The 15,602-nt window shown below is 74.9% G+C and carries 18 protein-coding genes; 11 read left to right on the top strand and 7 right to left on the bottom strand.

The window, feature by feature from the left end; all coding sequences use genetic code 11:
- Positions 1-57: 57 nt before the first annotated feature.
- On the top strand, positions 58-837 hold the full coding sequence (locus ACI2LW_RS25025) for an alpha/beta fold hydrolase (RefSeq protein ID WP_404733436.1): 780 nt from the start codon (positions 58-60) through the stop codon (positions 835-837).
- A 453-nt stretch (positions 838-1,290) separates the two neighbouring features.
- Here ACI2LW_RS25025 and ACI2LW_RS25020 read toward each other — a convergent pair whose 3' ends face one another.
- The 3 genes from ACI2LW_RS25020 to ACI2LW_RS25010 form a co-directional block, all read right to left on the bottom strand.
- On the bottom strand, positions 1,291-2,316 hold the full coding sequence (locus ACI2LW_RS25020) for an alcohol dehydrogenase (protein ID WP_404733435.1): 1,026 nt from the start codon (positions 2,314-2,316) through the stop codon (positions 1,291-1,293).
- 125 nt (positions 2,317-2,441) lie between these two features.
- Entirely contained in the window at positions 2,442-3,596 is a 1,155-nt protein-coding gene (locus ACI2LW_RS25015; RefSeq protein ID WP_404733434.1) for a Gfo/Idh/MocA family protein, read from the bottom strand.
- 167 nt (positions 3,597-3,763) lie between these two features.
- Positions 3,764-4,189, bottom strand: a complete 426-nt coding sequence (locus ACI2LW_RS25010; RefSeq protein WP_404733433.1) for an ATP-binding protein — start codon at positions 4,187-4,189, stop codon at positions 3,764-3,766.
- A gap of 144 nt (positions 4,190-4,333) precedes the next feature.
- Between ACI2LW_RS25010 and ACI2LW_RS25005 the strand changes: the two genes are divergently transcribed.
- Both ACI2LW_RS25005 and glpK read left to right on the top strand, forming a co-directional pair.
- Positions 4,334-5,101 (top strand): IclR family transcriptional regulator, encoded by a 768-nt coding sequence (locus tag ACI2LW_RS25005; RefSeq protein ID WP_404733432.1) that lies wholly within the window; start codon positions 4,334-4,336, stop codon positions 5,099-5,101.
- 49 nt (positions 5,102-5,150) lie between these two features.
- On the top strand, positions 5,151-6,668 hold the full coding sequence (glpK, locus tag ACI2LW_RS25000; protein ID WP_404733431.1) for a glycerol kinase GlpK: 1,518 nt from the start codon (positions 5,151-5,153) through the stop codon (positions 6,666-6,668).
- A 27-nt stretch (positions 6,669-6,695) separates the two neighbouring features.
- On the opposite strand, the gene ACI2LW_RS24995 is transcribed toward glpK, so the two are convergent.
- Positions 6,696-7,028, bottom strand: coding sequence for a helix-turn-helix transcriptional regulator (locus ACI2LW_RS24995; RefSeq protein ID WP_404733430.1), 333 nt, complete (start codon positions 7,026-7,028; stop codon positions 6,696-6,698).
- 133 nt (positions 7,029-7,161) lie between these two features.
- On the opposite strand from ACI2LW_RS24995, the gene ACI2LW_RS24990 reads away from it, so the two are divergent.
- On the top strand, positions 7,162-7,614 hold the full coding sequence (locus ACI2LW_RS24990; protein ID WP_404733429.1) for an STAS domain-containing protein: 453 nt from the start codon (positions 7,162-7,164) through the stop codon (positions 7,612-7,614).
- A 354-nt stretch (positions 7,615-7,968) separates the two neighbouring features.
- On the opposite strand, the gene ACI2LW_RS24985 is transcribed toward ACI2LW_RS24990, so the two are convergent.
- Positions 7,969-8,289 carry a DUF2795 domain-containing protein gene (locus tag ACI2LW_RS24985; protein ID WP_404733428.1) on the bottom strand — a complete coding sequence of 107 codons (321 nt, stop codon included), beginning with the start codon at positions 8,287-8,289 and terminating at the stop codon, positions 7,969-7,971.
- A 229-nt stretch (positions 8,290-8,518) separates the two neighbouring features.
- Here ACI2LW_RS24985 and ACI2LW_RS24980 point away from each other — a divergent pair, with 229 nt between their 5' ends.
- Positions 8,519-8,923 carry an SseB family protein gene (locus ACI2LW_RS24980; protein ID WP_404733427.1) on the top strand — a complete coding sequence of 135 codons (405 nt, stop codon included), beginning with the start codon at positions 8,519-8,521 and terminating at the stop codon, positions 8,921-8,923.
- Here ACI2LW_RS24980 and ACI2LW_RS24975 read toward each other — a convergent pair.
- Together ACI2LW_RS24975 and ACI2LW_RS24970 are read right to left on the bottom strand one after the other, a co-directional pair.
- Positions 8,880-9,344 carry a MarR family winged helix-turn-helix transcriptional regulator gene (locus tag ACI2LW_RS24975; RefSeq protein WP_404733426.1) on the bottom strand — a complete coding sequence of 155 codons (465 nt, stop codon included), beginning with the start codon at positions 9,342-9,344 and terminating at the stop codon, positions 8,880-8,882. The genes ACI2LW_RS24980 and ACI2LW_RS24975 overlap by 44 nt on opposite strands.
- Positions 9,345-9,415: 71 nt before the next feature.
- On the bottom strand, positions 9,416-9,772 hold the full coding sequence (locus ACI2LW_RS24970; RefSeq protein WP_404733425.1) for a VOC family protein: 357 nt from the start codon (positions 9,770-9,772) through the stop codon (positions 9,416-9,418).
- 345 nt (positions 9,773-10,117) lie between these two features.
- Between ACI2LW_RS24970 and ACI2LW_RS24965 the strand changes: the two genes are divergently transcribed.
- The 6 genes from ACI2LW_RS24965 to ACI2LW_RS24940 all read left to right on the top strand — a co-directional run bounded on the left by ACI2LW_RS24965 (position 10,118) and on the right by ACI2LW_RS24940 (position 15,555).
- On the top strand, positions 10,118-10,408 hold the full coding sequence (locus tag ACI2LW_RS24965; protein ID WP_404733424.1) for an ArsR family transcriptional regulator: 291 nt from the start codon (positions 10,118-10,120) through the stop codon (positions 10,406-10,408).
- Positions 10,409-10,474: 66 nt separating this feature from the next.
- Positions 10,475-11,437, top strand: a complete 963-nt coding sequence (locus ACI2LW_RS24960; RefSeq protein WP_404733423.1) for an SMP-30/gluconolactonase/LRE family protein — start codon at positions 10,475-10,477, stop codon at positions 11,435-11,437.
- Positions 11,438-12,732: 1,295 nt separating this feature from the next.
- A complete protein-coding gene (gene crcB, locus ACI2LW_RS24955) occupies positions 12,733-13,290 on the top strand; it encodes a fluoride efflux transporter CrcB (protein ID WP_404733422.1) in 558 nt (185 codons plus the stop codon).
- Positions 13,287-13,640, top strand: coding sequence for a fluoride efflux transporter CrcB (crcB, locus tag ACI2LW_RS24950; protein WP_404733421.1), 354 nt, complete (start codon positions 13,287-13,289; stop codon positions 13,638-13,640). Before crcB (ACI2LW_RS24955) ends, crcB (ACI2LW_RS24950) begins: the two co-directional genes overlap by 4 nt.
- Before the next feature lie 100 nt (positions 13,641-13,740).
- Positions 13,741-14,577 (top strand): undecaprenyl-diphosphate phosphatase, encoded by an 837-nt coding sequence (locus ACI2LW_RS24945; protein ID WP_404733420.1) that lies wholly within the window; start codon positions 13,741-13,743, stop codon positions 14,575-14,577.
- Between the two features lie 258 nt (positions 14,578-14,835).
- On the top strand, positions 14,836-15,555 hold the full coding sequence (locus ACI2LW_RS24940) for a FadR/GntR family transcriptional regulator (RefSeq protein ID WP_404733419.1): 720 nt from the start codon (positions 14,836-14,838) through the stop codon (positions 15,553-15,555).
- Positions 15,556-15,602: the final 47 nt, after the last annotated feature.

Raw genomic sequence — 15,602 nt, 5'->3', positions numbered from 1 at the left:
GGCCCCGCCACCGCTACCGTACTCGCCAGTAATGTGATCGCATCCCGGAGGTGCCCCATGCCGCAGCTCGAAGTCGACGGCGCCCTGCTGACGTACGACGACGAAGGGCCGCGCGACGGTGACGGCGTGCCCCTGGTGTTCGTGCACGGCTGGACCGCCGACCGGCACCGCTGGGACCACCAGGTGGAGCACTTCTCCGCCGGGCGGCGGGTCGTCCGGCTCGACCTGCGCGGGCACGGGGAGAGCGGCGGCGCGGGGTCGCGGACGATCGAGGCGGCGGCCGGGGACGTGATCGCGCTCCTCGACCATCTGAAGATCGAGCGGTTCGTGCTCGTCGGGCACTCGATGGGCGGCATGATCGCGCAGACGATCGCCCTCGCCCACCCGGAGCGGGTGGAGCGCCTGGTGCTGGTCGGCTCCATCAGCCGGATGACGTACAGCCGGGGCAGGGGGCTGCTGATGGCGGCGTCCACCCTGGTGCCGTTCAAGCTGTTCGTGGCCGCCAACATCCAGCGCGCCTTCGCGCCCGGCTATCCGCGTGAGGAGATCCGGCGCCACATCGCGGCCTCGGCGGCCACCCCGCGCGAGGTCGTGATGACGTGCTACTCCGCCATGCGCGCCTTCGACGTGCTGGACCGGGTGGGCGAGATCCGGGTGCCCACCCTGCTGGTGCACGGCTACCACGACATCCAGCTGCCGGTGCGGCAGATGCTGCGGATGGCCAAGGCGTACCCGGACGCGGAGGTCCGCGTCATCGACGCGGGCCACGAGATCCCGCTGGAGAAGCCGGAGGAACTGACCGAGCTCCTGGACCGCTTCCTGACCCCCCGCCCCTGACACCCGAGGGCACACCCCGCCGCCGCACGGTGCGGCCACGCGCCGGACGCAGGCCCGCGCGCCCGCAGCCGGTGCCGGCCGTCCGGCCGCGGCCGTCCGGCCCGCGCCGGGCCCGGCCGCCCAGTTCCGGCCATCCGGCCCCGACCCTCCGGCCCGGCACCGAGGTGCCCCGCGGGCCGACGGTCTCCGCGTCGGCTCGTCCGGGGGATCGGGTGGCCGTGGACCCGGGAGCCGGTGGCGTCGAATGGCCGGTGGTCCGGGAAGCCCGTGGCCCCGGACGGCCGTTGACCGGTGGACCGGTGGACCGGTGGACCGAGGGAGGGACCAGGGACGGGAAACCGGTGGGGTCGGACGGCCGTGGGACGGGGTGGCCCGTGGGGGGCCGGACGTCGCGGGTCCGGGAGTCCGTGGTCCGGGGCCACGGTCGCCGTACCGGTCCGTCGGGCCGTCGTGTCAGGTCGTCGTGAGGACCATGCGGAAGCGGGCCGCGCCCGAGAGCATCTTGCGGTACGCCTCGTCGGCCTGGTCCAGCGGCACGGTCTCGGTCATCGGACGGATGCCGTGCAGCGCGCTGAACGCCATGGTGTCCTCCACGTCCCGCGAGGTGCCGGACGGGTGGCCGCGGACGACCTTGCCCTTCATGAGCAGCTGGACCGGGCTGATCTCCATGGGCTCGGCCGCCGCCCCGATGACGACCAGCTCCCCGCGGGGCGCCAGCCCGTCCACGGTCGTGGCGATCGCCTCCGAGCTGCCGGCGGTGGCCACGACGGCCTTGGCGCCGCCCAGGGACTGCAGCGCCTCCGACACGGGGGTGCCCGCCGTGCTGTCCACGTAATGGTGCGCGCCGAGCTGCTTGGCGAGGTCGGCCTTCTCGGCACCGCGGGCGATCGCCACCGTCTCGAAGCCCATGGCGGCCGCGTACTGCACGCCGAGGTGCCCGAGCCCGCCGATGCCGAGCACGGCGACCAGGTCGCCCGGCCGGGCCGGGCTGTGCCGCAGGCCGTTGAACACGGTCACGCCCGCGCACGCCATGGGCCCCGCGTCGCTCGCCGCGAGGGCGTCGGGGACGCGGGCCAGCGCGTCGACGGGGACCACCGTCCGCTCGGCGAAGCCGCCGTCGTACGTCCAGCCGGGGACCTTCAGGCTGTCGCACACGATGAAGTCGCCGCGCCGGCAGGGCACGCAGTGGCCGCAGCTGCCGCCGAACCAGCCCACCGCGACCCGGTCGCCCACCTGCCACCCGCGCTCCTGCGTCCCCTCGCCGAGCTCCTCGATCCGCCCGGCGATCTCGTGGCCCGGGACCACCGGGAACCGGATGCCCGGCACCCCGGCCTCCACGAAGAGGACGTCGCTGTGGCAGATCCCGCACGCCTCCACCGCGATCCGCACATGGCCGGGGCCCGGCTCCGGAACCTCGCGCTCGGCGATCCCGAACGGGCCGCCGGCAGTGGTCACCTGAGCGACTTTGTAGCTGGTCATCTGTTCTCTCCCGGGACGGGTACGTCACCCCCGCCCCAGCACACCAGCTCCCCGCCGGTCGCGCACGCCGAGGGGTGCGGGACCGCACGCCGAGGGGCGCGGCACCGCACGCCGGGCTCAGCGCCTCACGCCGGGCTCACCCACCCGCGCCCGGCGGCGGAGCGCGCCATCGCGTCCAGGATCCGCGCGGCGGCCACGGCGTCCTCCAGGGTCGCGCCGTGCGCCGTGCCCTCGGTGACGGAGCGCAGGAAGTGGCAGGCCTCGACGACCTTCAGGTCGTCGTAGCCCATGGCGTTGGCCGCGCCCGGCTGGAAGGCCGCGTACTCGCCGTGGCCCGGCCCCACGTACACGGTGGCGACCGGCTGGTCCTGGTACGCGGTGCCGCGGCTGACGCCGAGCTCTCCCATCCGGCGGAAGTCCCAGAAGAGGGCGCCCTTCGTGCCGTGGATCTCGAAGCCGTAGCTGTTCTGCTCGCCGACCGAGACCCGGCAGGCCTCCAGCACTCCGCGGGCCCCGGAGGCGAAGCGCAGCAGGCAGTTGACGTAGTCCTCGTTCTCCACGGGGCCGCGCTCGCCGCCCGCGGCGCGGGCGTGACCGGCGGTGGCGCCGGCCGGCCGGGCCCGTTCGGGCACGAACACGGCGGTGTCGGCGGCCAGGGAGACGATCTCGCCGAGCAGATGGCGGGCCAGGTCCACCCCGTGCGAGGCGAGGTCCCCCAGCACTCCGCTGCCGCCGCGCTCCCGCTCGTACCGCCAGGTCAGGGCGCGGTCGGGGTGGGCGGCGTAGTCGCTGAACAGACGGATGCGGACATGGGTGACCGTGCCGATCTCCCCGGCGGCGATCATCTCCCGCGCGGCGGCGACGGCGGGCGCGTTGCGGTAGTTGAAGCCGACCGTGCCGCGCACACCCGCCTTGGCGGCGGCGTCGGCGACCGCGCGGGCGTCCCCGGCGGTCAGGCCCACGGGCTTCTCGATCCACAGGTGCTTGCCGGCCTCGGCCATGGCGACGCCGATCTCGCGGTGCAGGAAGTTCGGCGCCGTGACGCTGACGGCCTCCACCCGGGGGTCGGCGGCGATGTCCCGCCAGTCGCGGGTCGCGGTCTCGAAGCCGTACCGCCCGGCGGCCTCCTCGGCCCGTCCGGGCACCTCGTCGGCGACCGCCACCAGGCGCGGGCGCACCGGCAGCCCGGGGAAGTGGTGCGGCACCCGGGCGTACGCCTGGGTGTGCACCCGTCCCATCCAGCCGAAACCCACGACGGCGACACCCAGCGTGTTCACCATGACCTGCCCTCCGCGCCCTCCGGTCCGCACCCTGCGGCTCACCTTGCGGGCCGCACCGTATTCATGTCAAGACATACGGACCTGACTGCCTCGCGTCGGCCGACCCGCGGCCTGCGTGCTCGTGGTCCGGCCGGCTGGGGGAAGGGGAGGGGACGGGCGGGAGCGGCTCAGCCTGCGAGGACCTCCGCCCACCGGCTCGTGCCACCGGGGTCGCGCCGTACGCCGCAGCGGGCGGACAGCGCGTTGACGATGCCCAGGCCGCGGCCGTGCTCGTCCGGGTCGGGCGAGGAGGACGGCCCGGGGAGGACCGCGGCGCCCTGGTCGGTGACCTCCACGCGCACCACGGCGCAGCCGTCGGCCGGGACCCGCCACAGGTGCAGGACGGCGGGCGGCCGGGCGTGCACGAGCGCGTTGGTGACCAGCTCGGAGACCACCAGCAGGACGTCGTCGGCGGCCTCGGCGGGCAGGTTCCAGTCGCAGAGCACCGCGCTGACGCGGCGGCGCACGGCGGAGACGCCCCCAGGGGCGTGGGGCAGCGGAAAGCCGTGGGCGGCTTCCGTGCGAGGCGCTGCGTCGAGCGGCGCTAGGGTCATGTGCCCCTCCTCCTCCGGGCGGCTTGGGCGCGGCAATGGCGCAACACGGGACGCTATGGAACGAATGCACCGGGGGTCAATGAATCCCGGTCGGCATTGCCGAACGCCAGTCCCCATCAGGACAAATCGGGCTAAGATTTGTCCATGGCCGGACCCGTCCAGTCCATCGAGCGAGCGGCGGCGATCCTGCGCCTGCTCGCCGGCGGTCCCCGCAGGCTGGGCCTGGGCGAGGTGGCGTCGTCCCTCGGGCTGGCCAAGGGCACCGCCCACGGCATCCTACGCACACTGCAGCACGTGGACTTCGTCGAGCAGGACGAGGCCACCGGAAAGTACCAGCTCGGCGCCGCGCTGCTGCACCTGGGCACCAGCTATCTCGACGTCAACGAACTGCGCTCGCGCTCCATCAACTGGGCGGACGCGCTCGCCGCCCGCAGCGGCGAGGCGGTGCGGCTGGGCACCCCGCTGGAGGGCCAGGTCCTCGTCATCCACCACGTCTTCCGGCCGGACGACACCCTGCAGACCCTCGACGTCGGCGCGCTGCTGCCGCTGCACGCCTCCTCCCTCGGCAAGGTCCTGCTCGCCTACGGCACCGCCACTCTCGAACCGCGCCCGGAGGAGGGCCTCGCCGCGTACACCCGGCACACCCTGGTCGCTCCGGAGGACCTCAACCGGGCGCTCGCCGAGATCCGGGAGCTGGGTTGGGGTGCGGAGGTGCAGGAGATGAGCATGGGGGACGCCGGGATCGCCGCCCCGATCCGCGGGCACGGCGGCCTGGTCGTGGGCGCCATCGGGCTGTCCGGACCCGTCGAGCGGATCTGCGACACCCGGGGGCGGCCGGTGCCCGCGCTGATCGTCCTGCTGCGGGAGGCCGCACGGGCGATCTCCCGGGATCTGGGGGCGGCCCGCTGGTAGACCTCTGAGGTTCCCCGCCCGCGCGACGCGCCGGAAGGCAGGTCCGATCATGGTTGAGCGGTATGTGATGTCCATCGACCAGGGCACCACGTCCACCCGATGCATCCTGTTCGACCACCGGGGCCGGCTGGTGTCGGTCGCCCAGCGCGAGCACCAGCAGCACTTCCCGCGCCCCGGCTGGGTCGAGCACGACGCCGTCGAGATCTGGCGCAACCTGCAGCGCATCGTGCCCGAGGCGCTGGCGGGCGCCGGCGTCGACGCCGGGCACATCGCGGCCATCGGGATCGCCAACCAGCGTGAGACGACGGTGCTGTGGGACCCCCGTACCGGCGAGCCGATCGGGCGGGCGATCGTCTGGCAGGACACCCGCACCGCCCCGCTCGTCGACGCGCTCAGGGACCGGCCCGGGGACGAGTTCTTCCTCGACCGCTGCGGCCTGCCGCCCTCCACCTACTTCTCAGCCCCCCGGATCCGCTGGCTGTTCGAGCACGTGGAGGGCCTGGAGAAGCGCGCCCGGGACGGCGAGGTGCTGTTCGGCACCATCGAGAGCTGGCTGATCTGGAACCTCACCGGCGGCACGGACGGCGGACTGCACATCACCGACCCCACCAACGCCAGCCGCACCATGCTCGTCAACATCCGCACCCTCACCTGGGACCCGGAACTGCTCGACTTCTTCGGGGTGCCGCGCGAGCTGCTCCCGGAGATCCGCTCCTCGGCCGAGAGCTACGGCGAGGCCCGCACCCTGCTCCCCGGCGTGCGCATCACCGCCGCCCTCGGCGACCAGCAGGCCGCCCTGTTCGGGCAGACCTGCTTCTCACCGGGCGAGGCCAAGTGCACCTACGGCACCGGCAGCTTCCTGGTCATGAACACCGGCACCGACCTGGTGCGCTCCCGGCACGGGCTGCTCACCACGGTCGCCTACAAGATCGCCAACCAGCCCACGGTCTACGCCCTGGAGGGCCCGATGGCCGTCACGGGGTCGCTGGTGCAGTGGTTCCGCGACCGGCTCGGCATGATCAACTCCGCCCCCGAGATCGAGACGCTGGCGCGCACGGTGGAGGACAACGGCGGCTGCTACATCGTCCCGGCCTTCTCCGGACTCTTCGCCCCCCACTGGCGCAGCGACGCCCGGGGCGTGATCGTCGGCCTGACCTCGTACATCACCAAGGGGCACCTCGCCCGGGCGGTGCTGGAGGCCACCGCCTGGCAGACCCGCGAGGTCGTCGACGCGATGAACGCCGACTCCGGGCTCGCCCTGAAGCAGCTCAAGGTGGACGGCGGCATGACCTCGGACAACCTGCTGATGCAGATGCTGGCCGACGTGCTCGACGTGCCGGTGGTACGGCCCCTGGTGTCCGAGACGGTCTCGCTGGGCGCCGCCTACGCCGCCGGGCTCGCCTCCGGCTACTGGCCGGACATGGAGGTGCTGCGCGGCAACTGGCACCGGGCCGCCCAGTGGCTCCCGGACATGGACCCCGCCCGGCGGGAGTGGGAGTACGAGTCGTGGAAGCGGGCCGTCGAGCGCTCCCTCGGCTGGGTCCGCGAGCCCCCGCAGCAGGGATGACACTCCGGAAGGACCCCAGGTGTACGCCTATGCGGGCGGGGCGGGCGGCGCCGGCCGGCCGGCCTCCGCGTGCACCAGCAGCGACAGCAGGGAGGCCACGGTCAGCCCGGCCTCGGCCGGGTGGCGCAGCACCTTGCCGGGGTCGATCCGGTAGGTGTTCGAGCGCCCCTCCCGGGTGTGCGAGAGGTAACCGTCCCGTTCCAGGTCGGCGATGATCTTCTGGACGGCGCGCTCGGTGAGTCGGCAGTGCGCTGCGATGTCCCGGATCCGGGCGTTGTGGTTGTCCGCGATGGCGGCCAGCACCCGGGCATGGTTGGTCACGAACGTCCACCCGGAATGCGGCTCAGGGGCTCCTCCCATGCCGTCCAGACTAGGGCGTTCCTTTCGTGTATACAAAACCCGGAACCAAGGTTCCGGTATATCTTGACGTTCTCCATACGCGGGAGTGAGCCTGGGAGCGGACCACGGACGAGCGCTCTGAGGAGAGGCGGTCATGGCGGAATCCGCGTACGGTGCGCAGTCCACGCCCGGGGCCGGCGCCGCCCGGGACGGCGGCGGCCGAGCGCCGGCCACGCCCGCGGCGCCGCGGCCGGCGATCGACAGCAGCCCGGCCGGCGACCGGGTGGTCGTCACGGTCCGCGGCGAACTCGACCTCGACTCCGGCCAGGAATTCCAGCGTGCGCTGCGCGTGGCCCTGGCCCGCTCGGGCGCCGGGGTCGACCTCGACCTGGGCGGGGTCGTCTTCTGCGACTGCTCCGCCCTCAACATCCTGATCAGCCTGCGGCACCGGGCGCTGGCGCAGGGCAAGACGGTCGTGGTGCGCTCCGCGAGCCCGGTGAGCGAACGGCTGCTCGCCCTGAGCGGCACCCTGCCGATGTTCCGCCCGGCAGGCGCCCCCGCGACGGCCGCGGCGGTGCCGCCCGCGCGGGGGCCCGGCGCGGGCTGAGCGGGCCGGGCCGGGCCGAGCGGGGCGGCCCGGCGCGGGCTGAGCGAGGCCGGGTCCGTTGCTGAGCGGGTCGGCCCGGGGCCGTGCGCATCGGCGGCGGATCGGTGGTTACCCAGACGCAGAGGGGTTCGGAAGTGAGCTCCCCCGGGCTCTCCGTGCGCACCGCGGGGAGCCCGCCCGGTTCCGCCCCGCGGCCGGCACGGCGACGTCTTTCCCCCGCGCCGGCGCGGGTCCTTCTCCCCGCGCCGAAGTGCGGCGGCCTCCCCCCGCGCCCGTTCGGCGGCGTCCGTGCCGGCGGGGCTCCGGCGCCCCCTCGGCCCTCCGGGCGTCCGGACCTCCGCGGGCGCGGCCCGCTCAGCGCTCCAGTTCCTCCTGCACCGGCGGCTTGGGGACCTCGCGCAGGTGCTGGGACTGACCGTGCCGGCCGCCCTCCCTGGCCTGCTCGGCGCGCTGTGCGGGGCTCAGCCCGAGATCCGAGTCGGGGGCGACGCGCACCGACCGGGCCACCTCCTCGCGGTTGGCGTACTGCTCCGGCGGAATGCCGCGCAGTGCCTTGACCACCTCCTGCGGAGCGCCGGCGCGGCTCGCCGCCTCGACCAGCTCCTCCTTGCCCGCCGGGAAGTCCACGTCCTTGATGGCGTTCACGACGTCCCGTGCGCTCGTACTGCCGTCCATGGTTCCTTCTCCCTGTCCCGCTCGTGACACTCGGCGACCCGCCCACCGGGCAGCCGCCCACCGGGTAACCCCGGTTTCCGGCCGCTCACACGGATCCCGCACACGAGCACCGCCGATTCCCCCTATCCCCGGCGGTTGCGCCGGGTGTGATCGGGTACGCGTCCAGGGCCGCACCGCGGGCCGGCCTGCCCGGGTGGCCCGCACGACCGCCGCGACCAGGGAATGCGCCATGGAGACACCCGCGAACGACAACACCGCCACCCTCGCCCAGCGGGCGCTGGACGTCCTCGCCGAGAACGCCGAGGACGCGGCGGCCCTGGACATGCTCGCCAGCAGTGATGTGCTGATCCCCGTGCCCGACGACGCGAGCGAGGAGGACGCCACCGACCCCTCGGCGGTATCGCTGCCCGTGCTGGAACAGCCGGGCGGTGTGCCGGTGGTCCCGGTGTTCACCTCCGAGCTGGAGATGTCCGAGCTGCTGCCGTTCGTCTCCCGCTACCGCATGGTGCCGCTCGGGGCGCTCGCCTCCCAGTGGCCGGCCGACGACCTGTCGCTGACGATAGACGCCAGCTCCCCGCACGGTCTGACGCTCACCTCGGAGGGTGTGCGCACCCTGCTGGCCCGGCCCCGCTGAGCGGCGGGCCGGCCGCGCCCTCCCGGTCCTCCCAGCCGTGCAGCGTGCGGGCCAGCACCGCGCGCTGCAACGGCAGTACCTCGGCGTGCAGCTCACGGCCCTCGGGGGTGAGGGACACCCACACCCCGCGCCGGTCCTCCGCGCACACCGAACGCCGGACCAGGCCCTCCCGCACCAGCCGGCCGATCAGACGCGACAACGCGCTCTGGCTCAGGTGCACCCGGCCCGCCAGGTTCTGCACCCGGCACTGCTCACCCGGCCCGGTGGACTCGGAGGCCAGGACGTCCAGCACCTCGAAGTCGCTGGCGCCCAGGCCGTAGGGGTGCAGCACGCGGTCCAGCTCGCACATCGTCCGGGCGTGCACCGACAGGATGTCCCGCCACACTTCCCCGAGCCGGGGCCCGGCCGCGTTCGCTCCCATGTCCGCATGCTAATGCGCGTGCATCGAAAACCGGACGCGGTGCGCGCGGGACCGCCGCCGGCCCCGCCCGCTCAGGCCTGCTGAGCGGCGTCCTGCAGCAGCCCCACCAGATTGCCGTCGGCGTCCTTCACGGAGGCGATCAGCCTGCCGCCGCCGACGTCGTGCGCGTCCTCGAGCACCTCGGCGCCGGCCTCCACCAGCGCGGCCAGCCGCGCCCGGATGTCGTCCACGTGCCAGTACGGCACCGGGCCGGTCATGCCCTTGCCGTGCCCGTTCGGGTCCAGGCCGACGTCCTGGCCGGCGTCCTTGTAGCCGACGTAGTACGGCGTGTCCGCGTACGGCTCGACGCCCAGCAGCGCGCCGAACAGGGCCTTGGCCCGGTCGAGGTCCTTGACGGGGTAGATGATCGTCTTCAGGCCGGCGGTCATGGCGTGCTCCTCGCTCAACGGTGGTCCGGAGGCGGTCCGGGCCGACGGGGTGCGTCGGCCCTTCCACGCTAGGGCGGGGGCGCGGCGGGGCGCTTCTCCGATCCTGACCGGTCGCGGCCGGTCGCGGCCGGTCGCGTGCGGTCGCGTCCGGTCCCGGCCGGTCGCACGGGCGCGGGCGCACGCCGGACCGCGGGACGGTGCCGTGCGACGTGCGGGTGGTGCCGTGCGACGTGAAGGGGCCGTCCGGTACCGGACCGGGACCGCCGAGTCCCCCACGCGCCGGTTTCGGCTGCGGCACAGTGGGAGAACGTCATCACGGGGCTGCTTCGAGGACAGGAGGCGGCGATGCTGAAGATTCCCGCCGGCCGGACGCGTCTGCTGATCCTGGAGTGGCTCAGCGATCCGCCCCCGCACGCCTTCCCGCGGTGGTCGCGCGGCGATCCGGCCGAGGACGGCGTCACGGCGCGGGACGTCGCCGCCGGACTCGGGATCCCCCGCCGGGCCGCCGAGGCCCATCTCGGCCTGCTGAGCGACCTCGGTCTGCTGCGCACCCGGCGGATCGGGCGGCGCACGTACTACCGGCGCGACGAGTTCCGTATCGCCGAGACGGCCCGGCTGTTCGAGAAAGGCTGGTAAACGGCGCACCGGCCGGGCGCCGGGCTGGGAGGATGAGCGGCCCGGCGACCGGAAGGGCAGGCACCCATGAACCGTCCCAGCGCTCTCGTCCCGCGCCGCTGCGTCGCGATCGGCGGCCGCGGCCCCGAGGACGTCGTGGCCGACGGCCGCGGCCGGGTGCTCACCGGCGTCGAGGACGGCCGCATCCTGCGGCTCGACGGTCTCACCGGGCCGGGCCGGGTGCGCGTCGAGGTGCTCGCCGAGACCGGCGGCAGACCGCTGGGGCTGGAACTCCTCCCGGACGGCGACCTGCTGGTGTGCGACGCGGAGCGGGGGCTGCTGCGCGTCTGCCCGGACGACGGGGTGGTCCGGGTCCTCGCCGACCGTGCGGCGGGGGAGCGGCTGCGGTTCTGCAGCAACGTCGTCGCCCTGTCCGACGGCACCGTGTACTTCACGGTCTCCACGCGCCGCTACCCGCTCCGGCAGTGGCTCGGCGACATCGTCGAGCACACCGGCACCGGCCGGCTGCTGCGGCTGGCCCCCGGCGAGGACGACCCCGAAGTGCTCCTGGACGGGCTGCAGTTCGCCAACGGCCTGGCCCCCAGTGGGGACGAGTCCTTCCTCGTCGTGGCCGAGACCGGCGCGCGCCGGCTCACCCGCTACTGGCTCACCGGCCCGCGGGCCGGCCGCGCCGAGCCGTTCGCCGAGGATCTGCCGGGCATGCCCGACAACCTCTGGCGGGCGGGCAAGAGCGGACCGGTCTGGGTCGCGCTCGCCGGGCCGCGCGTGCCCCCGCTGGAGCTCCTGCACCGGGCCGGCCCGGCCGTGCGCGCCGCCGCGGCGCGCGTCGCCGTCGGCGTCCCGTACCGGCCGACCGGCACGATCGGCGTGGTGGCCGTCGACGACGAGGGCCGCGTCGTCCACCACCTCACCCGCCGCCGCTCCGGCTACCGCATGGCGACCAGCGTCTGCGAGATCGACGGCCACCTCGTCCTCGGCAGCCTCCACGAACCGGGCGTGGCCGTCTGCACCCTCCCGCCCCCCGTCTGATCCGGGGCGGCGGGGCCGCTGACCCGGGACAGCGGGGCCGCACCCGTCCCGGCGACCTCGCCACCGCCCCCGTCTCCCCGCGCGCTCGTCCCGGCGACCTCGCCAGCGCCCCCGTCTCCCCGCGCGCTCGTCCCGGCGACCTCGCCAGCGCCCCCGTCTCCCCGCGCGCTCGTCCCGGTGACCTCGCCAGCGCCCCCGTCTCCCCGCGCGCTCGTCCCGGTGACCTCGCCACCGCCCCCGTCTCCCCGCGCGCTCGTCCCGGTGACCTCGCCACCGCCCCCGTCTCCCCGCGCGCCCGTCTCCCCGCGCGCCCGTCTCCCCGCGCGCCCGGAACGGCGGTCGCGCGACGCCGCCGGTGGCGGCGACCAGGCACCGGTGCCCGCCGCCCCGGCACCGGTGCCCGCCGCCCCGGCACCGGTGCTCGCCGCCGCCTGTGCGTCTCTGCCCCGTCCGGCACCCGGCTTCCGTCCCGCGCGGGCCTCCGCTCCGGGCCTGCGCCGGGCCCGCGCCGGGCCCGCGCCGGGCCCGCGCGGGGCCTGATACGGACGCGCTCCGGACGCGGGCTTGCTCCGGCTTGCTTCGGGACCGCGCCTGGCCGCCCGGCCGCGCCGGGCCGGCTTCGGGCCCCCCTCGGGGCCCGCTCCGGAGGCGCGCCGGGCCCGCTCTAAACCCGCCGGGCCCGCTCCGGAGGCGCGCCGGGCCCGCTCTAAACCCGCCGGGCCCGCTACGGGCCCCCTCCGCGCCGGGTGCCGGTGCCGCGGCCCGGCTCGCGCGGACGCTCAGGGGAGCCGGAGCCGGCGCCGCCCAAAGGGGACCCGCGGCAGCCATCCGGCTGCGGTGGGGTGGCAAGGCGGGAAGTGAAACCCGCGCCCGCGCCGGGCCTGCGCCGGGCCCGCACGGGGCCTGCTCCGGCCCCGCTCCGGACGCGCGCCGGGCCTGCGCCGACCCCGCTCGGGCCCGCACCGGACGCGCGCCAGGCCCGCTCCGAACCCGCCCGGGCCCGCTCCGGGCCCCCTCCGCGCCGGGTGCCGGTGCCGTGGGCCCGGCTCGGGCGGACGCTCAGGGGAGCCGGAGCCGCCCAAAGGGGGCCCGGCAGCCGTCCGGCTGCGGTGGGGTGGCGGGGCGGGGAGTGAACCCGCCGGGGCGCGGCGCTACCCTGGTGCGCGGCCGCGATCACCGCGCGGCGCGGCGGTGGGGGCCCGCCGTTCGCCGACCGCGGCGCCGCCGACGGTCCCTCCTCGCGTGAGGCGGCGGCCCGACCGGTCCGGGCCCGGCGAGCAGGAGACAACAGGAGCATGACGACCCCCGAGACCCGCAGCCCGGCTGTGCGCGCGGGTCATCCACCGCGCCGGACGGCGGCCCGGCGGGAACAGGCGCCCGTGGTCGCGGTGGTGGCGCTCGGCGGCGTGATCGGCGCCACCGCCCGCTACGCGGCCTCCCTGTGGTGGCCCACGCCACCCGGCGGCTTCCCCTGGGCCACGTTCTGGACCAACGTCGCCGGCTGCGCCGTCATCGGCGTCTTCATGGTGGTCGTCACCGAAGTGCGGACCGCGCACCGCCTGGTGCGCCCCTTCTTCGGCACCGGAGTGCTGGGCGGTTTCACCACCTTCTCCACCTACGCGGTCGACATCCAGCGGCTGACCGGCTCCGGTCACACCGCCACCGCGCTCGCCTACCTCGCCGGCACCCTGTGCGCGGCGCTCGCGGCGGTGTGGCTGGCCGCCACGGCGACCCGGCGGCTGGCCGCGGCCGCGACCCGCCACGTCTCGAAGCGGAGACCACGGAGGAAACAACGGGGCGCAACGGGCAGTCCGGACGCCCCGGCCGGCACGGAGGGTAAGAAGTCGTTGTGAACTGGCTGCTGGTGGCCGCGGGGGCGGCGGTCGGCGCCCCCCTGCGCTATCTCACCGACCGTGCCGTACAGTCCCGGCACGGCTCCGCCCTGCCCTGGGGCACCTTCGTGGTGAACGTCACCGGCTGCCTGATCCTCGGTCTGGTGACCGGCGCCGCAGGCCCCCACCTGCGGCTCCTGCTGGGCACCGGACTGTGCGGCGCCCTGACGACGTACTCGACCTTCTCCTACGAGACCCTGAGGCTGACCGAGACGGGTGCCGGGCTCTACGCTGCCGCCAACGCCGCCGCGAGCGTGGCGGCCGGCCTGGGCGCCGCCTTCGCCGGGGCCTGGATCGCCCAGACCGTGTGAGGCCGGACCCGGCCCTGACCCGGCCCCGACCCCGCCGTCACCCGGACGTAGTAAGACTGTCTACAGCACTGTCGACCAACTATCCCCAGAACTGGATCCCATGAGCGCCATCTCCGTCGGTCAGGCCGTCGTCCTCGGAGTCGTCGAGGGGGTGACCGAGTTCCTCCCGGTGTCCTCCACCGGCCACCTCAAGATCGCCGAGGGGCTCATGGACATCCCCGTGGACGACGACTCGGTGGTCGGGTTCTCCGCCGTCATCCAGGTCGGCGCCATCGCCGCCGTGCTCGTCTACTTCTTCAAGGACATCGTGCGGATCGTCTCCGCCTGGTTCCGGGGACTGGCCAACCGGGAGGAGCGCTACCACCACGACTACAAGTTCGCCTGGTGGGTGATCTACGCGACGATCCCCATCGTCCTCGTGGGCCTCGCGGCCAAGCCCCTCATCGAGGGTCCGCTCGCCTCCCTGTGGGTGGTCGCCGGTTCGCTGATCGCCGGCAGCGCCGTGATGTGGTGCGCCGACCAGATGGGCCGGCACAAGCGGGGCGAGGACGACACCTCCTTCAAGGACGCGATGCTCGTCGGCAGCTCCCAGATCCTCGCGCTGCTCTTCCCCGGCTTCTCCCGTTCCGGCGCCACCATGTCCACCGCGCTCATCCTCGACCTGGACCGCGTCGCCGCCACCCGGCTGTCGTTCTTCCTCGGCATCCCGGCCCTGACCGGCGCGGGCCTGTACGAACTGAAGGACGCCCTCGGCGCCGGGGTGGGCGCGGCCCCGCTGGCCGTCGGCACGATCGTCTCCTTCCTGGTCGCCTACGCCTCCATCGCCTGGCTGCTCAAGTTCGTCGCCAAGCACTCCTTCAACGCCTTCGTCCTCTACCGGATCGCCGTGGGCGCCCTGCTGCTCGGCCTGCTGGGCACCGGGGTCCTCAACGCCTGACGCCCGACGCCTGACGCCCGACGCCTGACGCCCGACGCCTGACGCCTGACGCCCGACGCCTGGCGCCCGGCCTTCGGTGCTCGGCCCGGCGCTCGACGCCCGAGCACACAACGAGCGCATCCGCGGGACGCCCGCCAGCGGGCCGCGAGAGACGACTCCCCACGGGGTGCGAAGCCGGTCCCGGCCTCGCACCCCGTTCGCGCGCCGGCAGGCGGGAGCGCCGTTGACAGGCGCGTCCCGCGCGCCGACAATCGGCCCATGAACCTGTCAGACAGCCAGACAGGTGGCACGGCACCGCGGCGCGTCAGCGCGATGGAGGCGGCGCTCGGCCACCTGCGCGACGCCATCGAGCGCGGCGAGTACGCGATCGGCGACAAGCTGCCCTCCGAGGCCGAGCTGTGCCGCACCCTCATGGTCTCGCGGCCCGTGCTGCGCGAGGCGCTGCGCGCGCTGCAGACCATGGGCCTGACCGTCTCGCGCACCGGCAGGGGCACCTTCGTCGTCGCCGACGCGGTGGGCGACCCCACCTTCGGCGACTACGCGGCCGGCGATCTGATGGAGGTGCGCCGGCACGTCGAGATCCCGGTCGCCGGCTACGCCGCGCTGCGCCGCACGCCGGAGGACCTCGACCACCTCGCCGACCTGCTGCGGCGCATGGAGCGGGAGACCGATGCGACCTCCTGGGTCGCCCTGGACTCCCTCTTCCACCTCGGCGTCGCCCAGGCCGCCCACAACCCGGTGTTCCGCAAGGTCATCGAGGAGATCCGGGACGCCCTGGCCCGCCAGTCCGCCTTCCTCAACGAGCTCGGCGGCCGGCGCGAGCAGTCCGACCGTGAGCACCGGGCCGTGCTCGAGGCGCTGGCCGAAGGCTCCGAGGACAAGGCGGTCGAGGCCATGACCCACCATCTCGACCGTGTCGGGACCACCCTCACCGACATCGTGCGCTCCGCGCGCACTCCCGCCGGGGGCGGCGCGTGAACAGCGCGCGCCCCCGGGACCACCACCACTCACCCGTGACCCAGGCA

Origin of the sequence: Streptomyces sp. NPDC004065 (assembly GCF_044903565.1) — a bacterium.
In the GTDB taxonomy this organism is placed as follows: domain Bacteria; phylum Actinomycetota; class Actinomycetes; order Streptomycetales; family Streptomycetaceae; genus Streptomyces.
Note: the sequence above shows the minus strand (reverse complement) of the source record. Positions and strands in the feature narration are given on the sequence as shown.

What these genes read in the sequence shown, in the direction of transcription:
- ACI2LW_RS25025 (WP_404733436.1), top strand. Translation starts at nt 58, where the DNA reads ATGCCGCAGCTCGAAGTCGACGGCGCCCTGCTGACGTACGACGACGAA.
- ACI2LW_RS25020 (WP_404733435.1), bottom strand. Translation starts at nt 2,316, where the DNA reads ATGACCAGCTACAAAGTCGCTCAGGTGACCACTGCCGGCGGCCCGTTC.
- ACI2LW_RS25015 (WP_404733434.1), bottom strand. Translation starts at nt 3,596, where the DNA reads ATGGTGAACACGCTGGGTGTCGCCGTCGTGGGTTTCGGCTGGATGGGA.
- ACI2LW_RS25010 (WP_404733433.1), bottom strand. Translation starts at nt 4,189, where the DNA reads ATGACCCTAGCGCCGCTCGACGCAGCGCCTCGCACGGAAGCCGCCCAC.
- ACI2LW_RS25005 (WP_404733432.1), top strand. Translation starts at nt 4,334, where the DNA reads ATGGCCGGACCCGTCCAGTCCATCGAGCGAGCGGCGGCGATCCTGCGC.
- glpK (WP_404733431.1), top strand. Translation starts at nt 5,151, where the DNA reads ATGGTTGAGCGGTATGTGATGTCCATCGACCAGGGCACCACGTCCACC.
- ACI2LW_RS24995 (WP_404733430.1), bottom strand. Translation starts at nt 7,028, where the DNA reads ATGGGAGGAGCCCCTGAGCCGCATTCCGGGTGGACGTTCGTGACCAAC.
- ACI2LW_RS24990 (WP_404733429.1), top strand. Translation starts at nt 7,162, where the DNA reads ATGGCGGAATCCGCGTACGGTGCGCAGTCCACGCCCGGGGCCGGCGCC.
- ACI2LW_RS24985 (WP_404733428.1), bottom strand. Translation starts at nt 8,289, where the DNA reads ATGGACGGCAGTACGAGCGCACGGGACGTCGTGAACGCCATCAAGGAC.
- ACI2LW_RS24980 (WP_404733427.1), top strand. Translation starts at nt 8,519, where the DNA reads ATGGAGACACCCGCGAACGACAACACCGCCACCCTCGCCCAGCGGGCG.
- ACI2LW_RS24975 (WP_404733426.1), bottom strand. Translation starts at nt 9,344, where the DNA reads ATGGGAGCGAACGCGGCCGGGCCCCGGCTCGGGGAAGTGTGGCGGGAC.
- ACI2LW_RS24970 (WP_404733425.1), bottom strand. Translation starts at nt 9,772, where the DNA reads ATGACCGCCGGCCTGAAGACGATCATCTACCCCGTCAAGGACCTCGAC.
- ACI2LW_RS24965 (WP_404733424.1), top strand. Translation starts at nt 10,118, where the DNA reads ATGCTGAAGATTCCCGCCGGCCGGACGCGTCTGCTGATCCTGGAGTGG.
- ACI2LW_RS24960 (WP_404733423.1), top strand. Translation starts at nt 10,475, where the DNA reads ATGAACCGTCCCAGCGCTCTCGTCCCGCGCCGCTGCGTCGCGATCGGC.
- crcB (WP_404733422.1), top strand. Translation starts at nt 12,733, where the DNA reads ATGACGACCCCCGAGACCCGCAGCCCGGCTGTGCGCGCGGGTCATCCA.
- ACI2LW_RS24945 (WP_404733420.1), top strand. Translation starts at nt 13,741, where the DNA reads ATGAGCGCCATCTCCGTCGGTCAGGCCGTCGTCCTCGGAGTCGTCGAG.
- ACI2LW_RS24940 (WP_404733419.1), top strand. Translation starts at nt 14,836, where the DNA reads ATGAACCTGTCAGACAGCCAGACAGGTGGCACGGCACCGCGGCGCGTC.